The sequence below is a fragment of the Achromobacter marplatensis genome, assembly GCF_049060505.1.
Taxonomy (GTDB): domain Bacteria; phylum Pseudomonadota; class Gammaproteobacteria; order Burkholderiales; family Burkholderiaceae_B; genus Achromobacter; species Achromobacter marplatensis_A.
This window is the reverse complement of record NZ_JBMGRB010000001.1, coordinates 207,528-228,793: the sequence shown is the minus strand read 5'-3', so window position 1 is coordinate 228,793 and position 21,266 is coordinate 207,528. Positions and strand designations below refer to the sequence as shown.

At 64.2% G+C, this 21,266-nt stretch carries 19 protein-coding genes; 7 read left to right on the top strand and 12 right to left on the bottom strand.

The genetic code is table 11. From position 1 onward, the window contains the following. Positions 1–16: 16 nt before the first annotated feature. Entirely contained in the window at positions 17–1,072 is a 1,056-nt protein-coding gene (locus ACI0FO_RS01000) for a cytochrome d ubiquinol oxidase subunit II (RefSeq protein WP_416023481.1), read from the bottom strand. Beyond that, positions 1,069–2,412 (bottom strand): cytochrome ubiquinol oxidase subunit I, encoded by a 1,344-nt coding sequence (locus ACI0FO_RS00995; protein ID WP_416023479.1) that lies wholly within the window; start codon positions 2,410–2,412, stop codon positions 1,069–1,071. Before ACI0FO_RS00995 ends, ACI0FO_RS01000 begins: the two co-directional genes overlap by 4 nt. Positions 2,413–2,548: 136 nt before the next feature. On the opposite strand from ACI0FO_RS00995, the gene ACI0FO_RS00990 reads away from it, so the two are divergent. The 4 genes from ACI0FO_RS00990 to minE all read left to right on the top strand — a co-directional run bounded on the left by ACI0FO_RS00990 (position 2,549) and on the right by minE (position 6,565). Beyond that, entirely contained in the window at positions 2,549–4,318 is a 1,770-nt protein-coding gene (locus tag ACI0FO_RS00990) for a glutamine--tRNA ligase/YqeY domain fusion protein (protein ID WP_416023478.1), read from the top strand. A 160-nt stretch (positions 4,319–4,478) separates the two neighbouring features. Next, positions 4,479–5,375 carry a septum site-determining protein MinC gene (gene minC, locus ACI0FO_RS00985; protein ID WP_416023476.1) on the top strand — a complete coding sequence of 299 codons (897 nt, stop codon included), beginning with the start codon at positions 4,479–4,481 and terminating at the stop codon, positions 5,373–5,375. A gap of 110 nt (positions 5,376–5,485) precedes the next feature. After that, entirely contained in the window at positions 5,486–6,301 is an 816-nt protein-coding gene (minD, locus tag ACI0FO_RS00980; protein ID WP_105555581.1) for a septum site-determining protein MinD, read from the top strand. A 3-nt stretch (positions 6,302–6,304) separates the two neighbouring features. Next, positions 6,305–6,565 carry a cell division topological specificity factor MinE gene (minE, locus tag ACI0FO_RS00975; RefSeq protein WP_006226437.1) on the top strand — a complete coding sequence of 87 codons (261 nt, stop codon included), beginning with the start codon at positions 6,305–6,307 and terminating at the stop codon, positions 6,563–6,565. A gap of 91 nt (positions 6,566–6,656) precedes the next feature. Here the strand turns inward: minE and ACI0FO_RS00970 are convergent, their stop codons facing one another. The 4 genes from ACI0FO_RS00970 to ACI0FO_RS00955 form a co-directional block, all read right to left on the bottom strand. Further along, on the bottom strand, positions 6,657–6,881 hold the full coding sequence (locus ACI0FO_RS00970) for a glycine zipper 2TM domain-containing protein (protein WP_416023474.1): 225 nt from the start codon (positions 6,879–6,881) through the stop codon (positions 6,657–6,659). Positions 6,882–7,070: 189 nt separating this feature from the next. After that, positions 7,071–7,604, bottom strand: coding sequence for an isochorismatase family protein (locus tag ACI0FO_RS00965; protein ID WP_416023473.1), 534 nt, complete (start codon positions 7,602–7,604; stop codon positions 7,071–7,073). Between the two features lie 316 nt (positions 7,605–7,920). Beyond that, a complete protein-coding gene (ettA, locus tag ACI0FO_RS00960; RefSeq protein ID WP_169274244.1) occupies positions 7,921–9,594 on the bottom strand; it encodes an energy-dependent translational throttle protein EttA in 1,674 nt (557 codons plus the stop codon). 85 nt (positions 9,595–9,679) lie between these two features. After that, positions 9,680–10,603 (bottom strand): DMT family transporter, encoded by a 924-nt coding sequence (locus tag ACI0FO_RS00955; protein ID WP_416023471.1) that lies wholly within the window; start codon positions 10,601–10,603, stop codon positions 9,680–9,682. A gap of 97 nt (positions 10,604–10,700) precedes the next feature. On the opposite strand from ACI0FO_RS00955, the gene ACI0FO_RS00950 reads away from it, so the two are divergent. Together ACI0FO_RS00950 and ACI0FO_RS00945 are read left to right on the top strand one after the other, a co-directional pair. Beyond that, positions 10,701–11,492: an AraC family transcriptional regulator gene (locus ACI0FO_RS00950; protein ID WP_416023469.1), complete on the top strand. Its 792-nt coding sequence runs from the start codon at positions 10,701–10,703 to the stop codon at positions 11,490–11,492. 124 nt (positions 11,493–11,616) lie between these two features. Continuing rightward, positions 11,617–12,132, top strand: a complete 516-nt coding sequence (locus ACI0FO_RS00945) for a hypothetical protein (protein ID WP_416023467.1) — start codon at positions 11,617–11,619, stop codon at positions 12,130–12,132. Positions 12,133–12,455: 323 nt separating this feature from the next. Here ACI0FO_RS00945 and ACI0FO_RS00940 read toward each other — a convergent pair whose 3' ends face one another. The 6 genes from ACI0FO_RS00940 to ACI0FO_RS00915 all read right to left on the bottom strand — a co-directional run bounded on the left by ACI0FO_RS00940 (position 12,456) and on the right by ACI0FO_RS00915 (position 18,665). Beyond that, complete coding sequence (locus tag ACI0FO_RS00940) at positions 12,456–13,451, bottom strand: ABC transporter ATP-binding protein (RefSeq protein WP_416023465.1); 996 nt, start codon at positions 13,449–13,451, stop codon at positions 12,456–12,458. Further along, positions 13,448–14,428 (bottom strand): ABC transporter ATP-binding protein, encoded by a 981-nt coding sequence (locus tag ACI0FO_RS00935; RefSeq protein WP_416023463.1) that lies wholly within the window; start codon positions 14,426–14,428, stop codon positions 13,448–13,450. The genes ACI0FO_RS00940 and ACI0FO_RS00935 overlap by 4 nt, the downstream gene beginning before the upstream one ends. A gap of 7 nt (positions 14,429–14,435) precedes the next feature. After that, complete coding sequence (locus ACI0FO_RS00930; protein ID WP_416023461.1) at positions 14,436–15,350, bottom strand: ABC transporter permease; 915 nt, start codon at positions 15,348–15,350, stop codon at positions 14,436–14,438. Continuing rightward, on the bottom strand, positions 15,350–16,339 hold the full coding sequence (locus tag ACI0FO_RS00925) for an ABC transporter permease (RefSeq protein WP_175177960.1): 990 nt from the start codon (positions 16,337–16,339) through the stop codon (positions 15,350–15,352). The genes ACI0FO_RS00930 and ACI0FO_RS00925 overlap by 1 nt, the downstream gene beginning before the upstream one ends. A gap of 64 nt (positions 16,340–16,403) precedes the next feature. After that, a complete protein-coding gene (locus ACI0FO_RS00920; protein ID WP_416023458.1) occupies positions 16,404–17,975 on the bottom strand; it encodes an ABC transporter substrate-binding protein in 1,572 nt (523 codons plus the stop codon). A 183-nt stretch (positions 17,976–18,158) separates the two neighbouring features. Continuing rightward, the gene (locus tag ACI0FO_RS00915; protein ID WP_416023457.1) at positions 18,159–18,665 is read right to left on the bottom strand and encodes a MarR family winged helix-turn-helix transcriptional regulator; all 507 of its coding nucleotides are present in this window, start codon (positions 18,663–18,665) and stop codon (positions 18,159–18,161) included. Positions 18,666–19,033: 368 nt separating this feature from the next. On the opposite strand from ACI0FO_RS00915, the gene ACI0FO_RS00910 reads away from it, so the two are divergent. Continuing rightward, the gene (locus ACI0FO_RS00910) at positions 19,034–21,256 is read left to right on the top strand and encodes a thiamine pyrophosphate-dependent enzyme (protein ID WP_416023455.1); all 2,223 of its coding nucleotides are present in this window, start codon (positions 19,034–19,036) and stop codon (positions 21,254–21,256) included. Positions 21,257–21,266 lie beyond the last annotated feature (10 nt).

Below are 21,266 nucleotides of genomic sequence, written 5' to 3'. Positions count from 1 at the left end.
CGCCCCGCCGCCGCCGTCAGGCCGACGGCGGTGGCAAGAGCGGCACCGGCGCCCGCTCTTTCCCGAAAACCGACCGGTACGCCAGGATGTTGAACACCAACACTACCGGTATCCCCACGACCGCGCCGGCCATGACCAGGCGCATCGACCCCAGCGCGCCCGCGCCGTCCCACAAGGTCATGTCGTCCAGGATCAGGTAGGGGAACAGGCTGTACGCCAACCCGCTCAGCATCAGCAGGAACAACGCCACGCACAGCACGAACGGCAACCAGCTGAAACGATCGGCGCGGCCGGGCAGACGAGCCAGCAGCATCTCGGCCGCCACGTATGCCGCCAGCATCAACACCCACACCGTGGCGGCCAGGCTCAGGTGCGCGATGTTGCTCCATTTATAGAAGATGCCCGCGTTGGCCAACCCCAGCGTCACCGCGATGGCGACCATGCCCACGGCCGTCCAGCGAATGGCGTGGCGCGCCCAACCGGCGGCGCGGCGCTGCAGGTCGCCATCTACCCGCATGACCAGCCAAGAGGCGCCCAGCAGCACGTAAGCCGCCACGGCGCACAGGCCCACGAACATCGCGAACCAGCCGTAGCCGGCGTCGGACTGATAGCCCGTGGCGATGCGGCCCAACAGCATGCCCTGGCCAAAAGCGGTGATGATCGAGCCCGCCCAGAAGCCGAAGATCCAGCGCGGCTTCATCTCGTTGCGCGCGCGGATGCGGAATTCGAACGACACGCTGCGCAGCATCACGCCCAGCACCATGCAGGTAAGCGGGCCATAGAGCTTGCCCAGCACCGCCCCCCATGCGAACGGGAATGCCGACGCGAACAAGCCCATGCCCAGCAGCAGCCAGAATTCGTTGGCGTCGCGCCAGGGGCTCAAGAGCGACATCATGCGTCCGCGCTCGTGTTCGGGCGCCAATTGCAGCAGGATGCCCACGCCCAGATCGAAGCCGTCCAGGACCATGCCCGCGGCGATCACCACGAACAGCAGCCCCATGAAGGCAAGCGGCATCCAGAAGGAGGGATCTTCAGGGCTGAGGCCCTGCGAAGCGGCCAGCATGGCGATCATGGCGAGCCTCCGCCGAGTTTGCGCACGGGCACCACGCCGTAGCGCGCCGCGTGGAACAGCATGGCGGCGAACGCGGCCAGCAGCAAGGCATAGAGCAGGCCATAGCCGACCAGCCCATAGAGGACCGTGCTGGAGGCCGTCTGGCCCAGCACTTCGGATTGCGTGATGGTGCCGTTGACGGCAAAGGGCTGCATGCCAATGATGGACACCCACCAGCCGGCCACCACCGCGATGCCGCCCGAGAACATCATGCCGCACAGCACTCGCTGCCACCAGACCGGCAACGTGGACGGATCCAGCCCGCGCCGGAACGTCCACAGGAACGTCACACAGGCCACGGCGAGCATCAGCAGGCCCAAGCCCACGGCGACGCGCAGCGACCAGAAGGTCAGCGCCACCGGCGGCAGCATGCCGGAGTACTTGTCCAGCCCCTGGTAGGTGCCGTCCGCATTGCGGTGCAGCCACATGCCGCCGGCATTGCGGATGGTCAGGTCCGACAGATTGGCGTGCGTGCGCGCGTCCGGCCATCCGAAAATCACCAGCTGGGGCTCGGCGCCGCTTTCCCAGAAGCCGGCGGCGGCGGCCGCCTTGGCGGGCTGCAGCTTGGCCACCATTTGACCGGCTCCCGTGGCTACCGGCACCTGCAGGAAGGCCGCGACCACTGCGATCACCAGCCCGGTCTTGAACGTATTGCGTTCACCATCGCCCAGCGGCCGGCGCAGCGCCTGCAAGGCGGAAACGCCCATCATCAGGAACGAGGCGGCCAACGCCGCGCCCACGACCACGACCGCCATGCGCCAGCCGACAGAGGGATTCAGCACCACGGCGGCCCAGTCATAGACTTGGTAGCGGCCATCGACAAGGATGGCGCCGTCCGGCGTCTGCATCCAGGACTGCAAGGCAAGCACCCAGAACACCGCCACCAATTGGCCCACGGCCACCATCAGCACCGCCAGCGTATGCGCGCCGTCGGACACGCGGCGCTGGCCGAACAGCATGACGCCCAGGAAGCACGACTTCAATATGAAGACGGACAAAATGCCGTAGCCCAGCAGGGGGCCGGCCACGTTGCCGATCTTGTCCATCAGGCCGGCCCACAGGCCGCCGATCTGGATCAGCACCGGCACGCTGGCGGCAAGGGTCAGCACGAAGGCCAGTGCGAAGATGCGCACCCAGAAGCGGTAGGCGGCGGTCCAGCCGCCCCGGCCGGACCAGCGGGCGCGCACCTTGAAAAACAGCAAGACCCAGGCAAGCGCCAGCGAAATCGCCAGGAATAGCGCCAGAAAGCTCAGGCTGGCCACGAACTGCGCACGGGCCAGGGAAAGGGTGGATATATCCATGATGGCCCGTAGTGTAGAGCCAGTTACATGACTGTGGGGACAGTTTGAAACCGGTTGCACAGGGTTCAAAAAGGCCCCTCGCGCGGAACGTGGCAAAATTGACGCTTTGTCGCCGCTTTTTCCTATTCTTTCAAGAATGACCTCCGCCACGACGCCGACCCCAGCTGCATCCAATTTCCTGCTCAACATCGTCCAGGACGACCTTGAAGCCAATCGCTTCCAGGGCAAACGTTGGGCGGGCAAGCCTGGCCCGGCCGCCGTGCAGCAACAGGGGGCCCCGGATCCGGCCCGCATCCGCACGCGCTTCCCGCCGGAGCCGAATGGCTACCTGCACATCGGCCACGCCAAGAGCATCTGCGTGAACTTCGGCCTGGCGCGCGATTTCGGCGGCGTCTGCCATCTGCGCTTCGACGACACCAATCCCGAAAAAGAAGACCAGGAATACGTCGACGCCATCATCGAAGCCGTTCGCTGGCTGGGCTTTGACTGGAAGGCCGACAACGGCCAGGAAAACCTGTACTTCGCCAGCGACTACTTCGGCTACATGTACGAATTCGCCGAAGCGCTGGTCGAAGCCGGCCACGCCTACGTCGACGAGCAAAGCCCCGAGGCCATCCGCGCCAACCGCGGCACGCTGACCGAACCCGGCATCGACTCGCCCTGGCGCAACCGCCCGGCCGCCGAGTCGATCACGCTGCTGCGCGAGATGCGCGACGGCAAGCATCCGGACGGCAGCCTGGTGCTGCGCGCCAAGATCAACATGGCGTCGCCCAACATCAACCTGCGCGACCCGGTGATGTACCGCGTGCGCCATGCCACGCACCACCGCACGGGCAACCAATGGTGCATCTACCCGATGTACAGCTGGGCCCACCCGGTGGAAGACGCGCTGGAAGGCATCACGCACAGCGTCTGCACGCTGGAATTCGAAGACCAGCGCCCGTTTTACGACTGGATCCTGGCGCGCCTGGCCGAACTGGGCAAGCTGGCCCAGCCGTTGCCGCACCAGTATGAATTCGCCCGCCTGAACCTGAGCTACGTCGTCACCAGCAAGCGCAAGCTGCTGCAGCTGGTGCGCGAAGGCCACGTGGACGGCTGGGACGACCCCCGCATGCCGACCCTCTTCGGCCTGCGCCGGCGCGGCTACACGCCGGCCTCGATCCGCCTGTTCTGCGACCGCACGGCGGTCTCGAAGTCCGATTCGCGCATCGACTACAGCCTGCTGGAGCAAGCCGTGCGCGACGACCTCGACCCCATCGCCGCGCGCTCGGTGGCCGTGCTGGACCCGATCAAGCTGGTCATCACGAACTACCCGGAAGGCCAGACCGAAATCTGCACCGCGCCCCGCAACCCGCATGATCCGGAAGCCGGCATGCGCGAGTTCCCGCTGTCGCGCGAGCTCTGGATTGAACGCGACGACTTCCGCGAAGAAGCGCCGAAGAAGTACTTCCGCCTGTTCCCGGGCAACACCGTGCGCCTGAAGTACGGTTACGTCGTGCGTTGCACCGGCTTCACCAAGAACGAAGCCGGCGACGTCGTTGAAGTGCAGGCCGAGTACCTGCCCGAGACCCGTAGCGGCACGCCGGGCGCCGACAGCGTCAAGGTCAAGGGCAACATCACTTGGGTCAGCGCGGCCCACGCGGTGTCCGCGCAGATCCACCTGTACGACCGCCTGTTCGCCGACGCCCGCCCCGATGGCGGCGACAAGGACTTCCTGGCCTGCCTGAACCCGAACTCCAAGCAGACCGTCACGGCCTGGCTGGAACCCGGCACCGTTGCGACGCCGGGCGCTACCTGGCAGTTCGAACGCCTGGGCTACTTCACCGCCGACCTGAAGGACTCCTCCGAAGCCGCGCCGGTGCTCAACCGCATCGTGACGCTGCGCGATTCGTGGGCGCAAGGCTGACCCGCCCGCGCGCATATCACGGGAAAAGGCGCCTTCGGGCGCCTTTTTCTTTCGCTTTCCCGACTGCGCACCCCGCCGCCCGGCGGGTTATCATCCCCGACATCCCGCAGCCGGTCGTGCGCGCCGTTTCCTGGCGCCCGGACCGCCAGCCACCATCAAGATGAATACTGAATCCCTAGCCCTGGACTTCAAAAGCGCCACCCTGTATGCCATCCGGGTGGTTCTGCACAGCGCAGACCCCGAACGCCTCGTTGCCGCGCTGGCCAAGCGCATGGCCGACGCCGGCAGCTTCTTCGAGAACGAGCCCGTCGTGATCGACGCCAGCCGCGTCGAAGAGAAGATCGATTGGAAGGCCCTGGTGGCCGCGCTGCGCAGCCATAACCTGCCCCCGATCGGCGTCGTGGCCGAAGGCGCCAACCTGAAAGCCGCGCGCGAGGCCGGCCTGACGCCGGTGGAACTGTCCACCCCCGCCGCCCGCCCCGCCCCCGTGGTGGACACCGCGCCGCCGAACGACGTGTCCACGCCCGTGCCCTCGGTGCCGGCCGCCGCCGTCGAGACCGCGCCCGCGCCGACGGACACGTCGGCCGCCGATGCCCCCGCTGCGGAAGCGGCCGACGCCACGGACAAACCCGCCGCGTCCGCCGCCGCCGAGCCCATGCCGGCGCGCGAAGCCAGCAGCACCACGTCAGCGCCCGCCCCCACGCAAGCCGCGCCACATTCGTCGTCGGCCCTGGTCATTACCAAGCCGTTGCGCTCGGGCCAACGCGTCTATGCACGGCACACCGACCTGGTCGTGATCGGCATGGTCAGCCAGGGCGCGGAAGTCATCGCCGATGGCAACGTTCACGTCTACGGCCCCTTGCGCGGCAAAGCCATGGCCGGCGCCCGCGGCGACACGTCGGCGCGCATCTTCACGACGCATCTGGACGCAGAGCTGCTTGCCGTGGCCGGCGTGTACCGCGTGGTGGAAGACAAGCTGGACCGGACGCTGCAAAACCAACCGGCGTTGATCCGCCTGGACGGCGATACGTTACGCATCGAAGCGCTGAAAGCCTGAATGGTTTTTGCGCCGCGAAGCGAACGTCTCAACACATTCTGTAAGAAGCCTTACATCGGCTTTTTGCTTTACGATAACGCGATTTATTCGAACATAAGGGTTTGATCGTCATGACACGCATTGTTGTGGTGACTTCCGGCAAAGGCGGCGTGGGTAAAACCACGACGAGCGCCAGTTTTTCCGCGGGCCTCGCGATGCGGGGCCACAAGACCGCTGTCATCGACTTCGATGTCGGCCTGCGCAATCTCGACCTCATCATGGGCTGCGAGCGTCGCGTGGTGTACGACTTCGTCAATGTGATCCAGGGCGAAGCCACCCTTAACCAAGCGCTGATCAAGGACAAGCAGCTTGAAAACCTGTTCATCCTGCCCGCCTCGCAAACGCGCGACAAAGACGCGCTGACGCAGGAAGGCGTGGAAAAGGTCATCAATGACCTGAAGGAAATGGGCTTCGAGTACATCGTCTGCGACTCGCCCGCCGGCATCGAGACGGGCGCGCTGATGGCCGCCTACTTCGCCGACGACGCGCTGGTCGTGACCAACCCGGAAGTCTCGTCGGTGCGAGACTCCGATCGTATCCTGGGCATCCTGGCGGCCAAGTCCAAGCGGGCCGTGGATGGCGGCGAGCCGGTCAAGGAATTCCTGCTGCTCACGCGCTACAACCCGAAGCGCGTGGTCGACGGTGAAATGCTGTCGCTGGGCGACATCGAAGACATCCTGCGCATCAAGCTGATCGGCGTCATCCCCGAATCAGAAGCGGTGCTGCAAGCGTCGAACCAAGGCCTGCCGGCCATTCACCTGAAAGAGACCGACGTCTCCGAGGCCTACAAAGACGTCGTGGCCCGTTACCTTGGCGAAGACAAGGCGCTGCGCTTTACCGACTACGAAAAGCCCGGTCTTCTGAAACGCCTGTTCGGAGGCAAGTAAGCAATGTCCTTCCTGTCGTTTCTGCTCGGTCAAAAGAAATCTTCCGCTTCCGTCGCCAAGGAACGGTTGCAGATCATCCTGGCCCACGAGCGGGGCCGCGGCGACTCGCCCGATTACCTGCCGCAGTTGCAGCAGGAACTTATCGCCGTCATCTCAAAATACGTGAAGATCAACCCCGAAGACATCAAGGTTCACCTGGAACGCCAGGACACGCTGGAAGTGTTGGAAGTGAAGATCGAGATGCCGCAAAACGAAGCCCCCTGATGGCACGGCGTGCGCCGACCATCCGGCGCGCATGCTTCGCGGTAAAAAAAACGCCTGGCGATGCCAGGCGTTTTGCTTTGGGCGCAGGGGCTTAGTGTTTGCCGACCTGGTCGCCGATCACGCCACCGATCGCCGCTCCGCCCACCGTCCCCAGGACGCCGCCATTGGTGATCACGGCGCCTGCGACACCGCCCAACGCGGCGCCGCCGACCGTGCTCTTTTGACGATGGCTCATGCTGTCCCAGGACGAGCAGCCCGCCATGGTGGCAGTGAGCGCCAGTGCGACACAGATTTTGGAAAGAGATGCGATTTTCATGATGAGACTCCTATTCTTGTACCCGGGGCCGCGCCATGAACCTGACGCGAGCGCGCGGTCCCCTTATGGGTTTAGAAGTTTCAGGATCTCAAAATAAAGGGCCTGGCGGTGTGAGGTTTGCCCAGGAATTGTGTCAAACGGCGAGTGAATCTTTGCATGCCCCAGGGACAGTGTTGCAGGCCGCGCCGGCTATTTGACCAGACGTAACACGTCGCGAAAGCGCGGATGCTCGCACGTCTCCATCCACTCAAAAATCGCCATTTCTGACGTGACAATATCGGCGCCATGCGCGCGTGCGCGGCGCAGCGCCGCGTGATGGTCGGCAGGCTTGCGCGACCCCGCCGCATCCGACACCAGCACGGCCCTATAGCCCATGTCAGCCAGACCGATCACGGTTTGCAGCACGCAGATATGCGCCTCGCAGCCCGCCACCAGGATCGTCTTGCGCGCCGCCGGCAGCCACGCTTCGAAACCTGGCTCGCGCGCCGAAGAAAAGTGCATCTTCTGAAACGTAGCCTGCACGATCTCGCGCAGCGGGTCCACCGTGACGCCCAGCATCTTGCTGTGATGCTCGGTGGCGATCACCGGCACGTCCAGCAGGCGCGCGGCCTGCGCAAGCTTGTGCGCTGAGTGCAGCACGGCATCGCCGTCGTGGATGACCGGCATCAGCCGGCCCTGCATGTCGACGATAAGCAAGGTGGAATCGGAAGCTTGCAGCAGCATGGTCGTGGGCTCCAGTTGAGTGCTTAGGATACCCCGTTCGAAGATTCTCGATGTTGGGAGAGGGGGCGTAGGATGGGTAGAGCGCGAGGCCCTTCACATCGATGAACAAATGCCGAATGCGCGCAACCCACCAAGCGGCACAGGAGAGCTAATCGGCTTCGGCTATTACGCAGCCGCTGCTTGATGGGTTGCGCGCGCTTGGCGATTGCGTTGTTGTGAGGTCGTTCTCGCGCTTCACCCATCCTACGATCGCTGCTCAAAAAAATCCCGACGCATCGGCCGGGATTTTTTCTCAGGCTGCTTGGCGGACCAAGGCTTACTTCAACGCCTTGTAGCGCAGGCGCTTGGGCTTGGCGCCCTCTTCACCCAGACGGCGCTTCTTGTCGGCTTCGTACTCTTGGTAGTTGCCGTCGAAGAACACCGCTTGCGAATCGCCTTCGAATGCCAGGATGTGGGTCGCGATGCGATCCAGGAACCAGCGATCGTGGCTGATGACCATGACGCTGCCGGGAAACTCCAGCAGGGCATCTTCCAGCGCGCGCAGGGTTTCCACGTCGAGGTCGTTGGACGGTTCGTCAAGCAGCAGCACGTTGCCGCCAGCGATCAGCGTCTTGGCCATGTGCAGGCGGCCGCGTTCGCCGCCGGACAACTGGCCCACGACCTTGTTCTGATCGCCACCCTTGAAGTTGAAGCGGCCCAGATAGGCACGCGACGACATTTCGAACTTGCCCACCGTGAGGATATCGGCGCCGTCGGCCACCGCATCGAACACCGTCTTCTTGTCTTCCAGCGCATCGCGCGACTGGTCAACGTAGGCCAGCTTAACGGTCTGGCCGATGTTGACTTCGCCCGAATCCGGCTGCTCGCGGCCCGCGATCATGCGGAACAGCGTGGACTTACCGGCGCCGTTGGGGCCGATGATGCCGACGATGGCGCCCGGCGGCACCTTGAAGCTGAGGTTATCGATCAGCAGGCGATCGCCGTAAGCCTTGCTGACATTGTTGAATTCAATGGCCTCGTTGCCCAGGCGCTCACCCACGGGAATGAAGATTTCCTGGGTTTCGTTGCGCTTCTGGTATTCGTAGGACGACAGCTCTTCGAAGCGGGCCAGGCGCGCCTTGGCCTTGGCCTGACGGCCCTTCGGGTTCTGGCGCACCCACTCCAGTTCCTTCTTGATGGTCTTCTGGCGGGCGGACTCCGAGGACTCTTCCTGCTTCAGGCGGTCTTCCTTCTGTTCCAGCCACGAGCTGTAGTTGCCCTTCCAGGGGATGCCATAGCCGCGGTCCAGTTCCAGGATCCATTCGGCGGCGTTGTCCAGGAAGTAGCGATCGTGGGTCACGGCGACGACCGTGCCGGGGAACTTGTGCAGGAACTGCTCAAGCCACTCCACGCTTTCGGCGTCCAAGTGGTTGGTGGGCTCGTCCAGCAGCAGCATGTCGGGCTTGGACAGCAGCAGGCGGCACAGCGCCACGCGACGCTTTTCACCGCCGGACAGGTTGCCGACGATGGCGTCCCAGGGCGGCAGGCGCAGCGCGTCGGCGGCGATTTCCATCTGGTGTTCGATATCGTCCGAACCGCTGGAGGCAGCGGCAGCGATGATGGCTTCAAGTTCGGCCTGCTCGGCCGCCAGCGCGTCGAAGTCCGCGTCCGGTTCCGCATACGCGGCGTAGACCTCGTCCAGGCGCTTCTTGGCGGTGACGACGGCGCCCAGGCCTTCTTCCACCGACTGGCGCACCGTGTGCTCGGGATTCAGTTGCGGTTCCTGCGGCAGGTAGCCGATGTTCAGGCCCGGCATGGGAATGGCTTCGCCTTCGATCTCTTTATCGACGCCCGCCATGATCTTCAGCAGCGTCGACTTGCCCGAGCCGTTCAGGCCCAGCACGCCGATCTTGGCGCCAGGAAAAAACGAAAGCGAGATGTCACGCAGGATCTGCCGCTTGGGCGGCACGATCTTGCCGACGCGGTTCATGGTGTAGACGTATTGGGCCATGGGCTCGTATAGGGAAAGAAAGCTGATGAACCGTCGATTGTAGGCCGGAACCCTGACAGGCGTGCGTCAGGCGGCCACGCAACCCTCAACCCGCCGCTTTGCCCGGGCGCAGCCCCAGGCGCGGGGTACGCATTTGCGCCAGCATCACGCCGGCCAACGCCATCGCGCCGCCCACGATATGGAAGACGTGAGGCTTCTCGTCCAGGAATACCGAGGCGATCGCGACCGTGCCCACCGGCATCAGGTTCAGGAAAATGCTGGCCCGGTTGGGGCCCAGATGTTTCACGCCCTGCATCCACAGGAACGGCGCAAACAGGGACGGGAAGATCGCGGCATACAGCACCAGCGGCACGTTTTCGGCATTCAGCGGCGACGGCGCGGCCATCAAGAAGGCCGGCAACTGGAACAGCACGCCGAACGCCACCTGCACATACAGCGACTGCCACGGCCCCACCGGCAGGCCCCAACGGCGCAGCAGGACGCCGTACAGCGCATAGGCCAGCGCAGCCAGTCCCATCAGCAGGTCGCCCGGATTCGCGCCCACCGAGAGCAAACGGGCCGGGTCGCCTTCGCCAATCAGCAGCGCCAGCCCCGCCAGCGACACCAGGCCGCCCACCATCGCCATCAACGTGGGGCGCTGACGCAGCACCACTGTCCCAACCGCGATGGTCAGCAGCGGAATCATGGCCGTGATGATGCCCATGTTGGTCGCCGTGGTGCTGGACGCCGCCACATAGGCCAGCCCCTGGTACAGCGCCATTCCCAGCCCGCCCAACACCGCGAACTTGGGCAGGTACGGCACGATCAGGCGGCGCTGCGCCCACACGCCCGGCAAGGCAAAAGGCGTCAGCACCGCGCCGGCGATCGCCCAGCGGTAGAAGCCGATGACGGCGGGCGAGATCACGCCGGCGGCCATCTTGGTCACGATCATATTGACCGACCAGATCAAGGCCGCCAGCAACGGGAACAGCAGGTAGCGGGCGGGAATGTGGGGAGTGTCGCGCGTCATGGACGAGTCTTGCAGGCTAAGAACAGGCGGCAAGTGTAGGCCCTGTCCGAGACGACGTATATAATGAATATCAGACAAATCCGCATGAACTTCCGACATGGAACTTGCCGATACCGCCCCCATCCTGGCCGGCCACCTGCCGTATCCGCTGGCGTGCCGCATCTTGCACTTCACGCCGCATTCCAGCATGCAGCGCCATCGTTCACCGTGGGCGGAACTGAATTTCGCGCTGTCCGGCATCATGGAAATCAGCATTAACGGCGTCACCTACCTGTCGCCCCCGCAGTACGCCATCTGGATACCGCCGCACGTCGAGCACTGCTGCCAGAACGAAGGCGAAGTGCATTACGCCTGCATCGACATCCCGGCCGAAGCCTGCGCCGGCCTGCCCGACACGCCCTGCACCTTGGAAATCAGCGCTGTCACGCGCGCGGTATTGGGCGACTTCGAACGGCGCGGCGTCCGCTATCCGGCTACACCGGAAGACCGGCGCCTGGCGCAAGTGGTCATCGATCAACTGCGCCAGGCTCGCGCCTACGCCAGCTACCTGCCATCAAGCACCCATCCGGTGCTGGCCCCCATTCTCTCTGCCCTGCAGCGCAGTCCGGGCGACAAGCGAGGCGCCGCGCACTGGGCCGCCAGCGCCGGCATCACCGAGCGCACGCTGCTACGCCATTGCCAGCAGCACCTGGGCATGTCGTTCAACGAATGGCGCCAGCGCTTGCGCGTGGTCGCAGCGCTAGGCTTGCTGGACGCGGGCCGCCCCGTGCAAACCGTGGCGCGAGAATTGGGCTACAGCACGCCGTCCGCCTTCATCGCGATGTTCCAGCGCCTGACCGGCGAATCCCCCGACAGCGCCCGCAAGCGCAGCGCCCCTGCCCCCGTCTGACCGCGCTGCCCGTGTCGTCATCCAAGCGTCCGATGCACTGCAACGCCGATCGCGCGACAATAACGCCTGACCTTATGTATCTTGCCGTGCCGTCGCGGCTTCATCGCGCCCAGGAATCTCCTTTATGTCCGCCTCTGCTACCCCACCCCCCTCCGTGACTCACTTCAGCGCATCCGAGCTGGACATGCTGGCCAAGACCGCCGACGCGCTTAGCGCCTATCTGGGCAAGCCCGTGCTGGCCGAAGTGATCCTGGGCGATGAAGGCACCGAATGGGTCACCTACGGTGTCCCGATGGACGAGAACGCCAACGTCGAAGAAGACCAGACCCACGTCCAGCTCGGCGGCCCCGGCGCCCGCATCCTGGGCAACCGCGGCGGCCTGCCCCACGCCGACGACGACACGTATGATTGCCTGTACCTCTGGGCCGTCCAGATTTCCATGAATGAAGGCGAACGCTTCATCAAGCTGGACCACGACGGCGAAGAATCCGCCTGGTCCGACAGCCTGGAAGACGTCCTGCCTTTCGCCTTGACGGAAGAACCGCAACCGGAGCCGACCGAGGACGACGAGGAAGGGGAAGACGAAGACGACGAAGACGACGACACGCCGTATGAGCGCGTGGACGAGCCGCGCCATTGATTTGAATACCGCCCCGGCGTTCGCCGGGTGATGGGTTTCGCGCGATAAACGCCAGCGCCACAGCCACGACATCCGCGCGCTCCACCCCTCCTACGACGGCGCGGCGCCACGAATTCAATTCACCAAATGCCAAAAAAGGCCGCCCGCGCGGCCGGCTTTTTGGCGGCCCCGCAAGATCTTCCCGCCCTGCCCTTCTCGCGGCAAGAATGCCAAGCACTTAGCCCGCCCCGACGCCCGTCAAGTCGAGCACAACGCGAGTCAGAGGCGGTGGGGGGACTGGCCGCCTCTGACGCCTAAAGAACCGCCTCCACGGCAAAAGCAGATCAAACCGTGATCCGCCCCTCCTCCACGGCATGGCAAGCCACGACCGACACCCCCGCCAACCGGGCCACGGGCGCCTCCGCCCGGCATCGGTCGTTGGCATGCGGGCACCGAGGATGGAACGTACACCCTGAAGGCGGGTTCAACGGATTCGGCACTTCCCCGGCCACCGCGGTGCGCGGCTTGCCCGCCCCGTTGATATCCGGAATTGCCTCCAGCAGCATCCGCGTATAGGGGTGCCGCGGCCGCGCGAACAGCTCGTCCCTGGGCGCCACTTCCACCATCCGCCCCAAATACATCACCCCCACCCGATCGGCCACGTGATGCACCACCGCCAGATTGTGGGAAATGAACAAATACGTCAGCCCCAGCTTGCGCTGCAAATCCTTCATCAGGTTCAGCACCTGCGCCTGCACCGACACGTCCAACGCCGACGTCGGCTCATCGCACACCAGGAATTCCGGATTCACCGCCAACGCCCGCGCAATCGAAATGCGTTGACGCTGCCCCCCCGAAAACTGATGCGGATAGCGCCCCTGATCCGCCGGATCCAGGCCCACCTGCTTGAGCAATTCGCTGACCCGCGCCACGCGCTCGTCCGGCGTCATCTGCGTATGCGTCAGCATCGGCTCCGCAATGATGCGGCCCACGCGCCAGCGCGGATTCAAGCTGGCATAAGGATCCTGGAAGATCATCTGCAAGCGCTTGCGCAAGTTGCGCCCGCCTTTCTCAGACATCCGCGACAGCGGCTGGCCATCGAAACGGATATCGCCGCGCGTCAGCCCGTACAGGCCTACCAGCATGCGCGCGACTGTGGATTTTCCACAGCCCGATTCGCCCACCAGCGCCAGCGTTTCACCGCGCGCGATGTCAAACGACACGCCGTCCACCGCGCGCAGCATCACGCGCGGCTTGCCGGCCAGCTTGCGTTCCAGCCAGGGCGGCGACACATCGAACCAGCGCGCCGCGTCTTTAACTTCCACCAAGGGCGTGCTCATGCGGCCACCATCGTTTTATCGTCATGCAACCAACAGGCCGCCCGCGACGTGCCCGCCGGCAGCAACTCGGGCCGCTCGGTCGCGCAACGCGGCAAACGCTGCCCGCAACGCGGATTGAACGCACAGCCCGGCGGAATCGCGTTCAGGCGAGGCATGCTGCCATCGATCTGCACCAGCCGGTCCCGATGTCCCTCTAGCGACGGGATGGATCCCATCAGCCCGGACGTATAGGGATGGCGCGGCTTGTGGATCACGTCCGCCACCGGACCGATCTCGGCCACCCGGCCCGCGTACATCACCGCCACCCGGTCCGCGGTTTCGGCGATCACGCCCATATCGTGCGTAATCAGCATCACCGCCGTGCCGTGCTCGCGGCACAGGCGTTTAAGCAGTTCGATGATCTGCGCCTGAATGGACACATCCAGCGCGGTGGTCGGCTCATCGGCCACCACCAGCTTGGGTTCGGCCGCCAGCGCCAGCGCGATCACCACGCGTTGCCGCATGCCGCCCGAGAACTGGTGCGGATAATGGTCGATGCGTTCGCGCGCCGCCGGAATACCGGTAGACGCCAGCAACTCAACGGCGCGGTTGCGCGCCTGCGACCACGTCATGTCCAGATGCGTGACGATGGTTTCCGCCAACTGCCGGCCCACCGTGTACAACGGATTCAAAGAGGTCAGCGGGTCTTGGAACACCGCGCCGATCTCGCGGCCGCGCACGCGGCGCATCTGCTCGTCCGGCAGATTATCGATGCGGCGGCCAGCCAGCAGGATCTCGCCCGCGGCAATGCGCCCGGGCGGTTCCAGCAAGCCGATGATGGACGCGCCGGTCAGCGATTTCCCTGCGCCCGATTCCCCCACCACGCCCAGGACTTCGCCCGCCTGGATGGAAAAGGACACATCGTCCAGGGCGCGTAGCGTGCCGCGGCGCGTGGGAAACTCCACGCGCAGATTGCGGACTTCTAGAAGTGCGCTCATGGTTGCCTCAATTCAGCCGCGGGTTAAGCGCATCGCGCAGCCAGTCACCCAGTAGGTTGACCGACAGCACCAGCAGCACCAGCGCCGCGCCCGGGAAAATGGTGATCCACCATTCGCCGGAAAACAGGAAATCGTTGCCGATGCGGATCAGCGTGCCCAGCGACGGCGCCGTCGGCGGCACCCCCACCCCCAGGAACGACAGCGTCGCCTCGGTAATGATCGCGGTGGCCAGATGCACCGTGGCCAGCACCAGCACCGGCCCCAGCACGTTCGGCAACACATGGCGGAACATGATCACGGGAGACGCCACGCCGATCACGCGGGCGGCCTGCACGTATTCGCGGTTCTTCTCCACCAGCGTCGATCCGCGCACCGTGCGCGCATACTGCGGCCAGCCGGCCAGCGCGATAGCGCCGATCAGCACCGGGAATGCGATCAACTCGTGCATCTCGCGCGGAACGGCGGCGCGCGCCACCCCGTCGATCAGCAACGCGATCAGGATGGCGGGAAACGACAGCTGCACATCCGCGATCCGCATGATGAAAGCATCGATGCGCCCCCCTGCGTAACCGGAAATCAGCCCCAGCACGATGCCGATCAACATGGACAGCAGCACCGACGCCAGGCCGATCAACAGCGACACGCGGGTGCCGTACAGAATGGCCGAATACAGGTCCCGGCCCTGGCTGTCGGTGCCCAGCAGATAGGTCTGCTGGCCGTTGGCCTCCCAGGCGGGCGGCAACAAGGCGTCCAGCAATTCCACCGTCGTCAGATCGAACGGGTTGTGCGGCGCGACCCAGCCGGCCCCGAACGAGCCGATCAGCAGCAGCGCCAGCATCACGGTCGCCACGATGGCCACGGGCGCCCGGCGCCAGGCCCAGGCAAGATCGCTGTCCCACCAGCGTTTGAGTACGGCGCGCATCAGTGAGCCCCCCCGCCGCGGGTCAGCCCCGAACGCAAGCGCGGGTCCACGACGAAATACAGAAGATCGACCACCAGGTTGATCACCACGAACACCAGCGCGATCAGGCACAGGTACGCGGCCATCACCGGCACGTCGGCGAATTGGACCGCCTGGATGAACAGCAGGCCCATGCCCGGCCACTGGAACACGGTCTCGGTGACGATGGCGAAGGCAATGATGCCGCCCAGCTGCAACCCGGTGATCGTGATGACCGGCACCATCGTGTTCTTCAGCGCATGGCCAAAGTGGATGGCGCGGCGCTTCAACCCGCGTGCGCGCGCGAACTTGATGTAGTCCGAACGCAGCACCTCCAGCATCTCGGATCGCACCAGACGCAGCACCAGCGTCATCTGAAAGAGCGACAAGGTGATGGACGGCAGGATCAGGTGCTTCCAGCCCGTGGCCGTGAAAAGGCCGGATGTCCACCAGCCCACGCTGACGGTGTCGCCGCGCCCATAACTGGGCAGCCAGCCCAACTGCACCGAAAACACCAGGATCAACAAGATCCCAATCAGGAAGGTGGGCAGCGACACGCCCAGCAAGGAGCCCGCCAGCAGCATCTGGGATACCAGGCTATTGCGCTTGAGCGCCGTGTACACGCCCAGCGGCACGCCGACCACCAGCGCCAGCAACGCCGCCACCATGGACAGTTCCAGCGTGGCCGGCAGGCGGGACTTCAACAAGGTGGACACGGGTTCGCTTTGGCGCAGGGAGATGCCGAAGTTTCCCTGCGCGGCGTTGACCACGAAATGACCGAATTGAACGATGGCGGGCTCGTTCAGCCCCAGGCGTTCGCGCAACTCGATGCGCTCGGCATCGGTGGCGTCCTGCCCCAGCATGATGGTGACAGGGTCGCCGACGTATTGAAACAGCACAAAGGCCAGTAGCGCGACGGTGAGCATCACCGCTACGGCCTGCAACAGGCGACGCAGTATGAAAGCAAACATAGGGGAACAACCAAAACAAAACGGCGGGAGCCGGGTGGGCTCCGCGCCGTCTGGTTAGCCGGGGTCAGTCAACCTTGACCCAATCGGCAACAAGGCGATTGTCGGCACGGTGGATAACCGTGACGTTCTTGCGCATCGCCCAGGGGATGACCTGGTCATGCAGCGGGATGTGGCCGAAGTCCTTGGCGTGCCCTTGCAGCACGGTGATGATGTCGGCGTCGCGCTTGGCGGGGTCGGTTTCGGTCTTGATGCGATCGATGATCACGTCAAGTTCCTTGTTGCTGTAACCGCCCAGGTTGTACATGCCGTCCGCGCCTTCGCCCTTGGTGCGGATCAGGTTCTGCAGGGAATACATGGCGTCGAACGTGGGCACGCCCCAGCCGAACAGGAAGGCGCTGGTGTCGAACGACTGCACCTTGGGGAAGTACGTGGAACGCGGCATGGCGTTCATCGTGGCCTTCACGCCGACCTTGGCCCACATGCCGACCACGGCCTGGCAGATGGCTTCGTCGTTGATGTAGCGGTTGTTCGGGCAGTCCAGCGTGAAGTTCAAGGTGCCGTCATAACCGGCTTCCTTCAGCAGCGCGCGCGACTTTTCGGGATCGTAAGGCACGCGCTTGTGCACGGATTCGGCCCAGCCATGCACCTGCGGCGCGATCATCGTGCCGGTCGGCGCGGACAGGCCGCGCATGACGGCGCGCTTGATGGCGTCCACGTCGATCGCGCGGTACAGCGCTTCACGCACGCGGATGTCCTGGAACGGGTTCTTGCCCTTGATGTTCGAGTACTGGAGTTCCGGGCGCTTCTGGTCCAGGCCCAGATAGATGGTGCGGTATTCGTTGCCTTCCACCACTTTTTGCGCCTGGCGGATACGTTCCAGGTCCTGGGCTGCGGGGTCCAGCACGAAGTCGATCTCGCCGGACAGCAGCGCGGCCGTGCGCGTGGCGTTCTGCTTGATCGGCGTGAACACCACTTCGGTCACGTTGCCGACCTTGCCCGCCTTGTTCCACCAGTCCTTGTTTTCTTCGAAAACCGTGCGCACGTCGACTTCGCGCGACTTCAGCTTGTAGGGGCCGGTGCCGTTGGTGTTGCGCGCGCCGTAGGTCTCTTCTTTATTGACGTAGTCCTGCGGCTTGGCGATGTTGTTCTTTTCAGCCCACGCCTTGTTCATGATGAACACGTTGGTCAGCTGGCGCAGCAGCACGGGGTTGGGCGCCGACGTTTCGATCTCGATCGTCAGGTCGTCGACCTTGCGCGCTTCTTTGATGCCCGTCGTGTAGGCCTTGTAGTTCGACGTGGGCGCCATGGCGCGGTGGATCGAGAAGACCGCGTCATCCGCCGTGAAGGCAGCGCCGTCATGGAACTTCACGCCCGGGCGCAGCTTGAAGCGATACAGGGTGGGCGACAGCTGTTCCCATTCCGTCGCCAGGCGCGGCACCACCTTGAACGTCTTGTCGTAGTCCACCAGCGGTTCGTAGATATAACTGTTGGCGGCGATCGTCATGCCTTCGTTCTGCGAATGCGGATCGAAAGTAAGGATGTCGCCCTGGGCAGCCCAACGGAAGGACTTGGCTTGCCCGATCGAGGGCACAGCCACGGCGGCGGCGATCGCGATAGCAATCAAGGTGCGGCGCATAGGGGTTAACTCCTGACATTAGTCTGAATACCGGCGCGAGTGTGCCTACGCGCCAGACCCCTGTCAATTCAGGGTTTATGCGTACCGGAGACGGTTTTTATAGAGAGACAATAAGTAGGGACGCATATGCTTGTAACAAAATAATTGAAACGAACAGTGTTCGAGTGCGCGCACGCAACGGACTTACTCGTCCGCATCGATGGGCAGTTCAAGCGGCACGTGTTCCGTCATCAGCACGCCCAGCATCTCGATCAGCAGCGCCGCGCGCTCTTCGCCGAAGGGCGCCAGCACCGCTTTCTGGTGCTGCAACGCCTGTTCGCACAAGCTGGCGATCAGGTGGGTGCCTTTGGCCGTGATGCAGACCCGCGTCTGGCGGCGGTCCGCCCGCACGCCGGTGCGCGCCACCAACCCTTCGGCCTCCATGCGCTGCACCACCTTGCTCAAGGTGGGCTGTTTGGTGATGGCCAGCACCGCCAGCGTGCCGATGGTTTCGCCGGGGCTGCCTTCCAAGCTGGCCAACACGCGCCACTCGGTCACGGACAAGCCGGCGGCTTTTACCTGCAAATGGAATTCGGCCGAAATGCGCTGGCTGGCCTGCGCCAGCAGATAGGCCAGGTAGCCATCGACGAAACGCGGCCCCGCCGCGCCCCGACCTGTCAGAAGCGTTTCCCGCTGCTTGTCCAACCGCATGTTGCTTTGCTCCCACGCACCGGAATTCATGTTTGGCCGACGGCCGAAAAGCGCATTGCACCACGACGGCGCAACCACGCGCCATGATGTGCCGCAATGCTGTTGCGCAGCACAGGGTATACCCGGAATCGCAACCCGTTTTTGCACCAAGACGGCGCTGAAATACCGCCATGGAGCTAGAGAACAACCAGTATATACACCCTTGTTTTAGCGTGATATTTTTTGATTTCCATGAAATTTCATCTTTTTTGTTGACAGCTAAAACGTTGACTCCTAAAGTATTTTTCAGGTGAAGATTTCGTGACATGACGATGCTGCACGGCAGCAAGGCTTGAGGACCGGTCATCCGGCCCAACCAGGAGTTCGAGATGGCTGAAAGGTCTTTCAAGAAAGAAGTCCAGCAGTTGCGCATCGGCGCCGGCGAAGAGTTTCGCGGCGAGGGCATTCTTGCCGTCACCAAAGCGTTGCTGCAATCGGGCGTGGGCTATGTGGCGGGCTACCAGGGATCGCCGATTTCGCACTTGATGGACGTGCTGGCCGACGCCAACGACATCCTGCAAGAGCTGGGCGTGCACTTCGAGGCCAGCGCTTCCGAAGCCACCGCCGCCGCCACCTTGGCCGCCTCGGTCATGTACCCGATCCGCGGCGCGGTCACCTGGAAATCCACCGTGGGCACCAACGTCGCGTCCGACGCCCTGGCCAACCTGGCCTCCGGCGGCGTCACGGGCGGCGCGCTGGTCATCGTGGGCGAAGACTACGGCGAAGGCTCGTCCATCATGCAGGAACGTTCGCACGCGTTCGCCATGAAGTCGCAGATCTGGCTGCTGGACCCGCGCCCTAACCTGGAAAGCATGGTCAAGGCAGTGGAAGACGGCTTCGAATTGTCCGAAGCCAGCAAGACGCCCGTGATGCTGCAACTGCGCATCCGGGGCTGCCACGTGCATGGCCGCTTCATCGCCAAGGAAAACAAGCGGCCCGCCTTTTCGCTGGCCGAAGCATTGGAAAGCCCCGCGCGCGACACCAGCCGCATCGTGCTGCCGCCCGCGTCGTTCCTGCACGAACAAGAGAAGATCAAGGACCGCTGGCCCGCCGCCATCCGCTACATCAAGGAACATAAGCTCAACGAGCACTTCGACGGCGACCAGAAAGACATCGGCCTGATTCTGCAAGGCGGCCTGTACAACGGCGTCATCCGCTCGCTGCAGCTGCTGGGCCTGGCGGACAACTTCGGCAACAGCCGCATTCCGCTGTACGTCATGAACGTGACCTATCCCGTCATCGAAGACGAGGTCATCGATTTCTGCCGCGACAAGCGCGCCGTGCTGCTGCTGGAAGAAGGCCAGCCGGACTACATCGAACAAAACCTGCATGCCGTGCTGCGCAAGGCGGGTATCGACACCCATCTGTCCGGCAAGGACGTGCTGCCGATGGCGGGGGAATACACCACGCAGGTGATGCGCGACGGCGTGCGCGAATTCCTGAAGCGCCATCGCCCCGAATCGTTGCAGACGCACCCTGCCGTGGCGGCAGACGCCGAAGCCGGCGCGCGCCAGCTGGAAATCACCGAAGTCTCGCGTCCCAAGCCCGCCAAGCCCGTCGAACAACCCATCACCTTCCACAAGCAGGTCGAGGGCCTGGCGTCGGTGGTGCCCCCACGGCCCGCCGGCTTCTGTACGGGCTGCCCCGAACGTCCCATCTTTTCCGCGCTGACGCTGGCGCAGGAAAAACTGGGCCAGCACCATATCTCCTGTGATATCGGCTGCCACCTGTTTTCCATCCTGCCGCCCTTCAATCTTGGCGCCACGACCATGGGCTACGGGCTGGGCGCGTCCAGCGCGGCGGCGTTCAACGTGCCCGCCGCCAAGCGCCCCATTTCGATCATGGGCGACGGCGGCTTCTGGCATAACGGTTTGTCGTCCGGCATCGGCAACGCGGTGTTCAACAAGTACGACGGCGTCATCGTCATCGTCGACAACTTCTACGCGTCGGCCACCGGCGGGCAGGACATTCTGTCGTCGCGCGCCGACAACCCCGACCGGTCCACCAACAACCCCATCGATCACGCCGTGCGCGGCGTGGGCGTGAAGTGGGTGCGCACGCTGGACCGCACCTACGACGTGGCCAAGGTGCGCGCCACGATCGAAGAGGCGCTGACCACCGACATCAAGGGTCCGAAAGTCATCATCGCGCAGTCGGAATGCATGTTGAACAAGCAGCGCCGCATCAAGCCGCTGTTCAACAAAGCGGTCAAGGAAGGCCGCCGAATGGTGAAAGAGCGCTTCGGCGTGGACCCCGACGTGTGCACCGGCGACCACGCCTGTATCCGGCTGTCGGGCTGCCCGTCGCTGTCCATCAAGGACAGCGGCGACCCCTTGAAGGAAGACCCGGTGGCGCACGTGGAAAGCAGCTGCGTGGGCTGCGGCAACTGCGGCGAAGTGGCGCATGCCGCCGTGCTGTGCCCGTCTTTCTACCGCGCCGACATCGTGCACAACCCCACCGGCACCGACCGCTTCCTGGCCCGCGTGCGCGGTGCGGTCATCGGTTTCCTGCAACGCCGCCGCGCCGCGCGGCTGGCTCAATACGCCCTGTAAGGACAAGCCT

What these genes read in the sequence shown, in the direction of transcription:
- minC (WP_416023476.1), top strand. Translation starts at nt 4,479, where the DNA reads ATGAATACTGAATCCCTAGCCCTGGACTTCAAAAGCGCCACCCTGTAT.
- ACI0FO_RS00940 (WP_416023465.1), bottom strand. Translation starts at nt 13,451, where the DNA reads ATGAGCACGCCCTTGGTGGAAGTTAAAGACGCGGCGCGCTGGTTCGAT.
- ACI0FO_RS00935 (WP_416023463.1), bottom strand. Translation starts at nt 14,428, where the DNA reads ATGAGCGCACTTCTAGAAGTCCGCAATCTGCGCGTGGAGTTTCCCACG.
- minE (WP_006226437.1), top strand. Translation starts at nt 6,305, where the DNA reads ATGTCCTTCCTGTCGTTTCTGCTCGGTCAAAAGAAATCTTCCGCTTCC.
- ACI0FO_RS00910 (WP_416023455.1), top strand. Translation starts at nt 19,034, where the DNA reads ATGGCTGAAAGGTCTTTCAAGAAAGAAGTCCAGCAGTTGCGCATCGGC.
- ACI0FO_RS00995 (WP_416023479.1), bottom strand. Translation starts at nt 2,412, where the DNA reads ATGGATATATCCACCCTTTCCCTGGCCCGTGCGCAGTTCGTGGCCAGC.
- ACI0FO_RS00915 (WP_416023457.1), bottom strand. Translation starts at nt 18,665, where the DNA reads ATGCGGTTGGACAAGCAGCGGGAAACGCTTCTGACAGGTCGGGGCGCG.
- ACI0FO_RS00970 (WP_416023474.1), bottom strand. Translation starts at nt 6,881, where the DNA reads ATGAAAATCGCATCTCTTTCCAAAATCTGTGTCGCACTGGCGCTCACT.
- ACI0FO_RS00955 (WP_416023471.1), bottom strand. Translation starts at nt 10,603, where the DNA reads ATGACGCGCGACACTCCCCACATTCCCGCCCGCTACCTGCTGTTCCCG.
- ACI0FO_RS00965 (WP_416023473.1), bottom strand. Translation starts at nt 7,604, where the DNA reads ATGCTGCTGCAAGCTTCCGATTCCACCTTGCTTATCGTCGACATGCAG.
- ACI0FO_RS01000 (WP_416023481.1), bottom strand. Translation starts at nt 1,072, where the DNA reads ATGATCGCCATGCTGGCCGCTTCGCAGGGCCTCAGCCCTGAAGATCCC.
- ACI0FO_RS00925 (WP_175177960.1), bottom strand. Translation starts at nt 16,339, where the DNA reads ATGTTTGCTTTCATACTGCGTCGCCTGTTGCAGGCCGTAGCGGTGATG.
- ACI0FO_RS00945 (WP_416023467.1), top strand. Translation starts at nt 11,617, where the DNA reads ATGTCCGCCTCTGCTACCCCACCCCCCTCCGTGACTCACTTCAGCGCA.
- ACI0FO_RS00950 (WP_416023469.1), top strand. Translation starts at nt 10,701, where the DNA reads ATGGAACTTGCCGATACCGCCCCCATCCTGGCCGGCCACCTGCCGTAT.
- minD (WP_105555581.1), top strand. Translation starts at nt 5,486, where the DNA reads ATGACACGCATTGTTGTGGTGACTTCCGGCAAAGGCGGCGTGGGTAAA.
- ACI0FO_RS00920 (WP_416023458.1), bottom strand. Translation starts at nt 17,975, where the DNA reads ATGCGCCGCACCTTGATTGCTATCGCGATCGCCGCCGCCGTGGCTGTG.
- ACI0FO_RS00930 (WP_416023461.1), bottom strand. Translation starts at nt 15,350, where the DNA reads ATGCGCGCCGTACTCAAACGCTGGTGGGACAGCGATCTTGCCTGGGCC.
- ettA (WP_169274244.1), bottom strand. Translation starts at nt 9,594, where the DNA reads ATGGCCCAATACGTCTACACCATGAACCGCGTCGGCAAGATCGTGCCG.
- ACI0FO_RS00990 (WP_416023478.1), top strand. Translation starts at nt 2,549, where the DNA reads ATGACCTCCGCCACGACGCCGACCCCAGCTGCATCCAATTTCCTGCTC.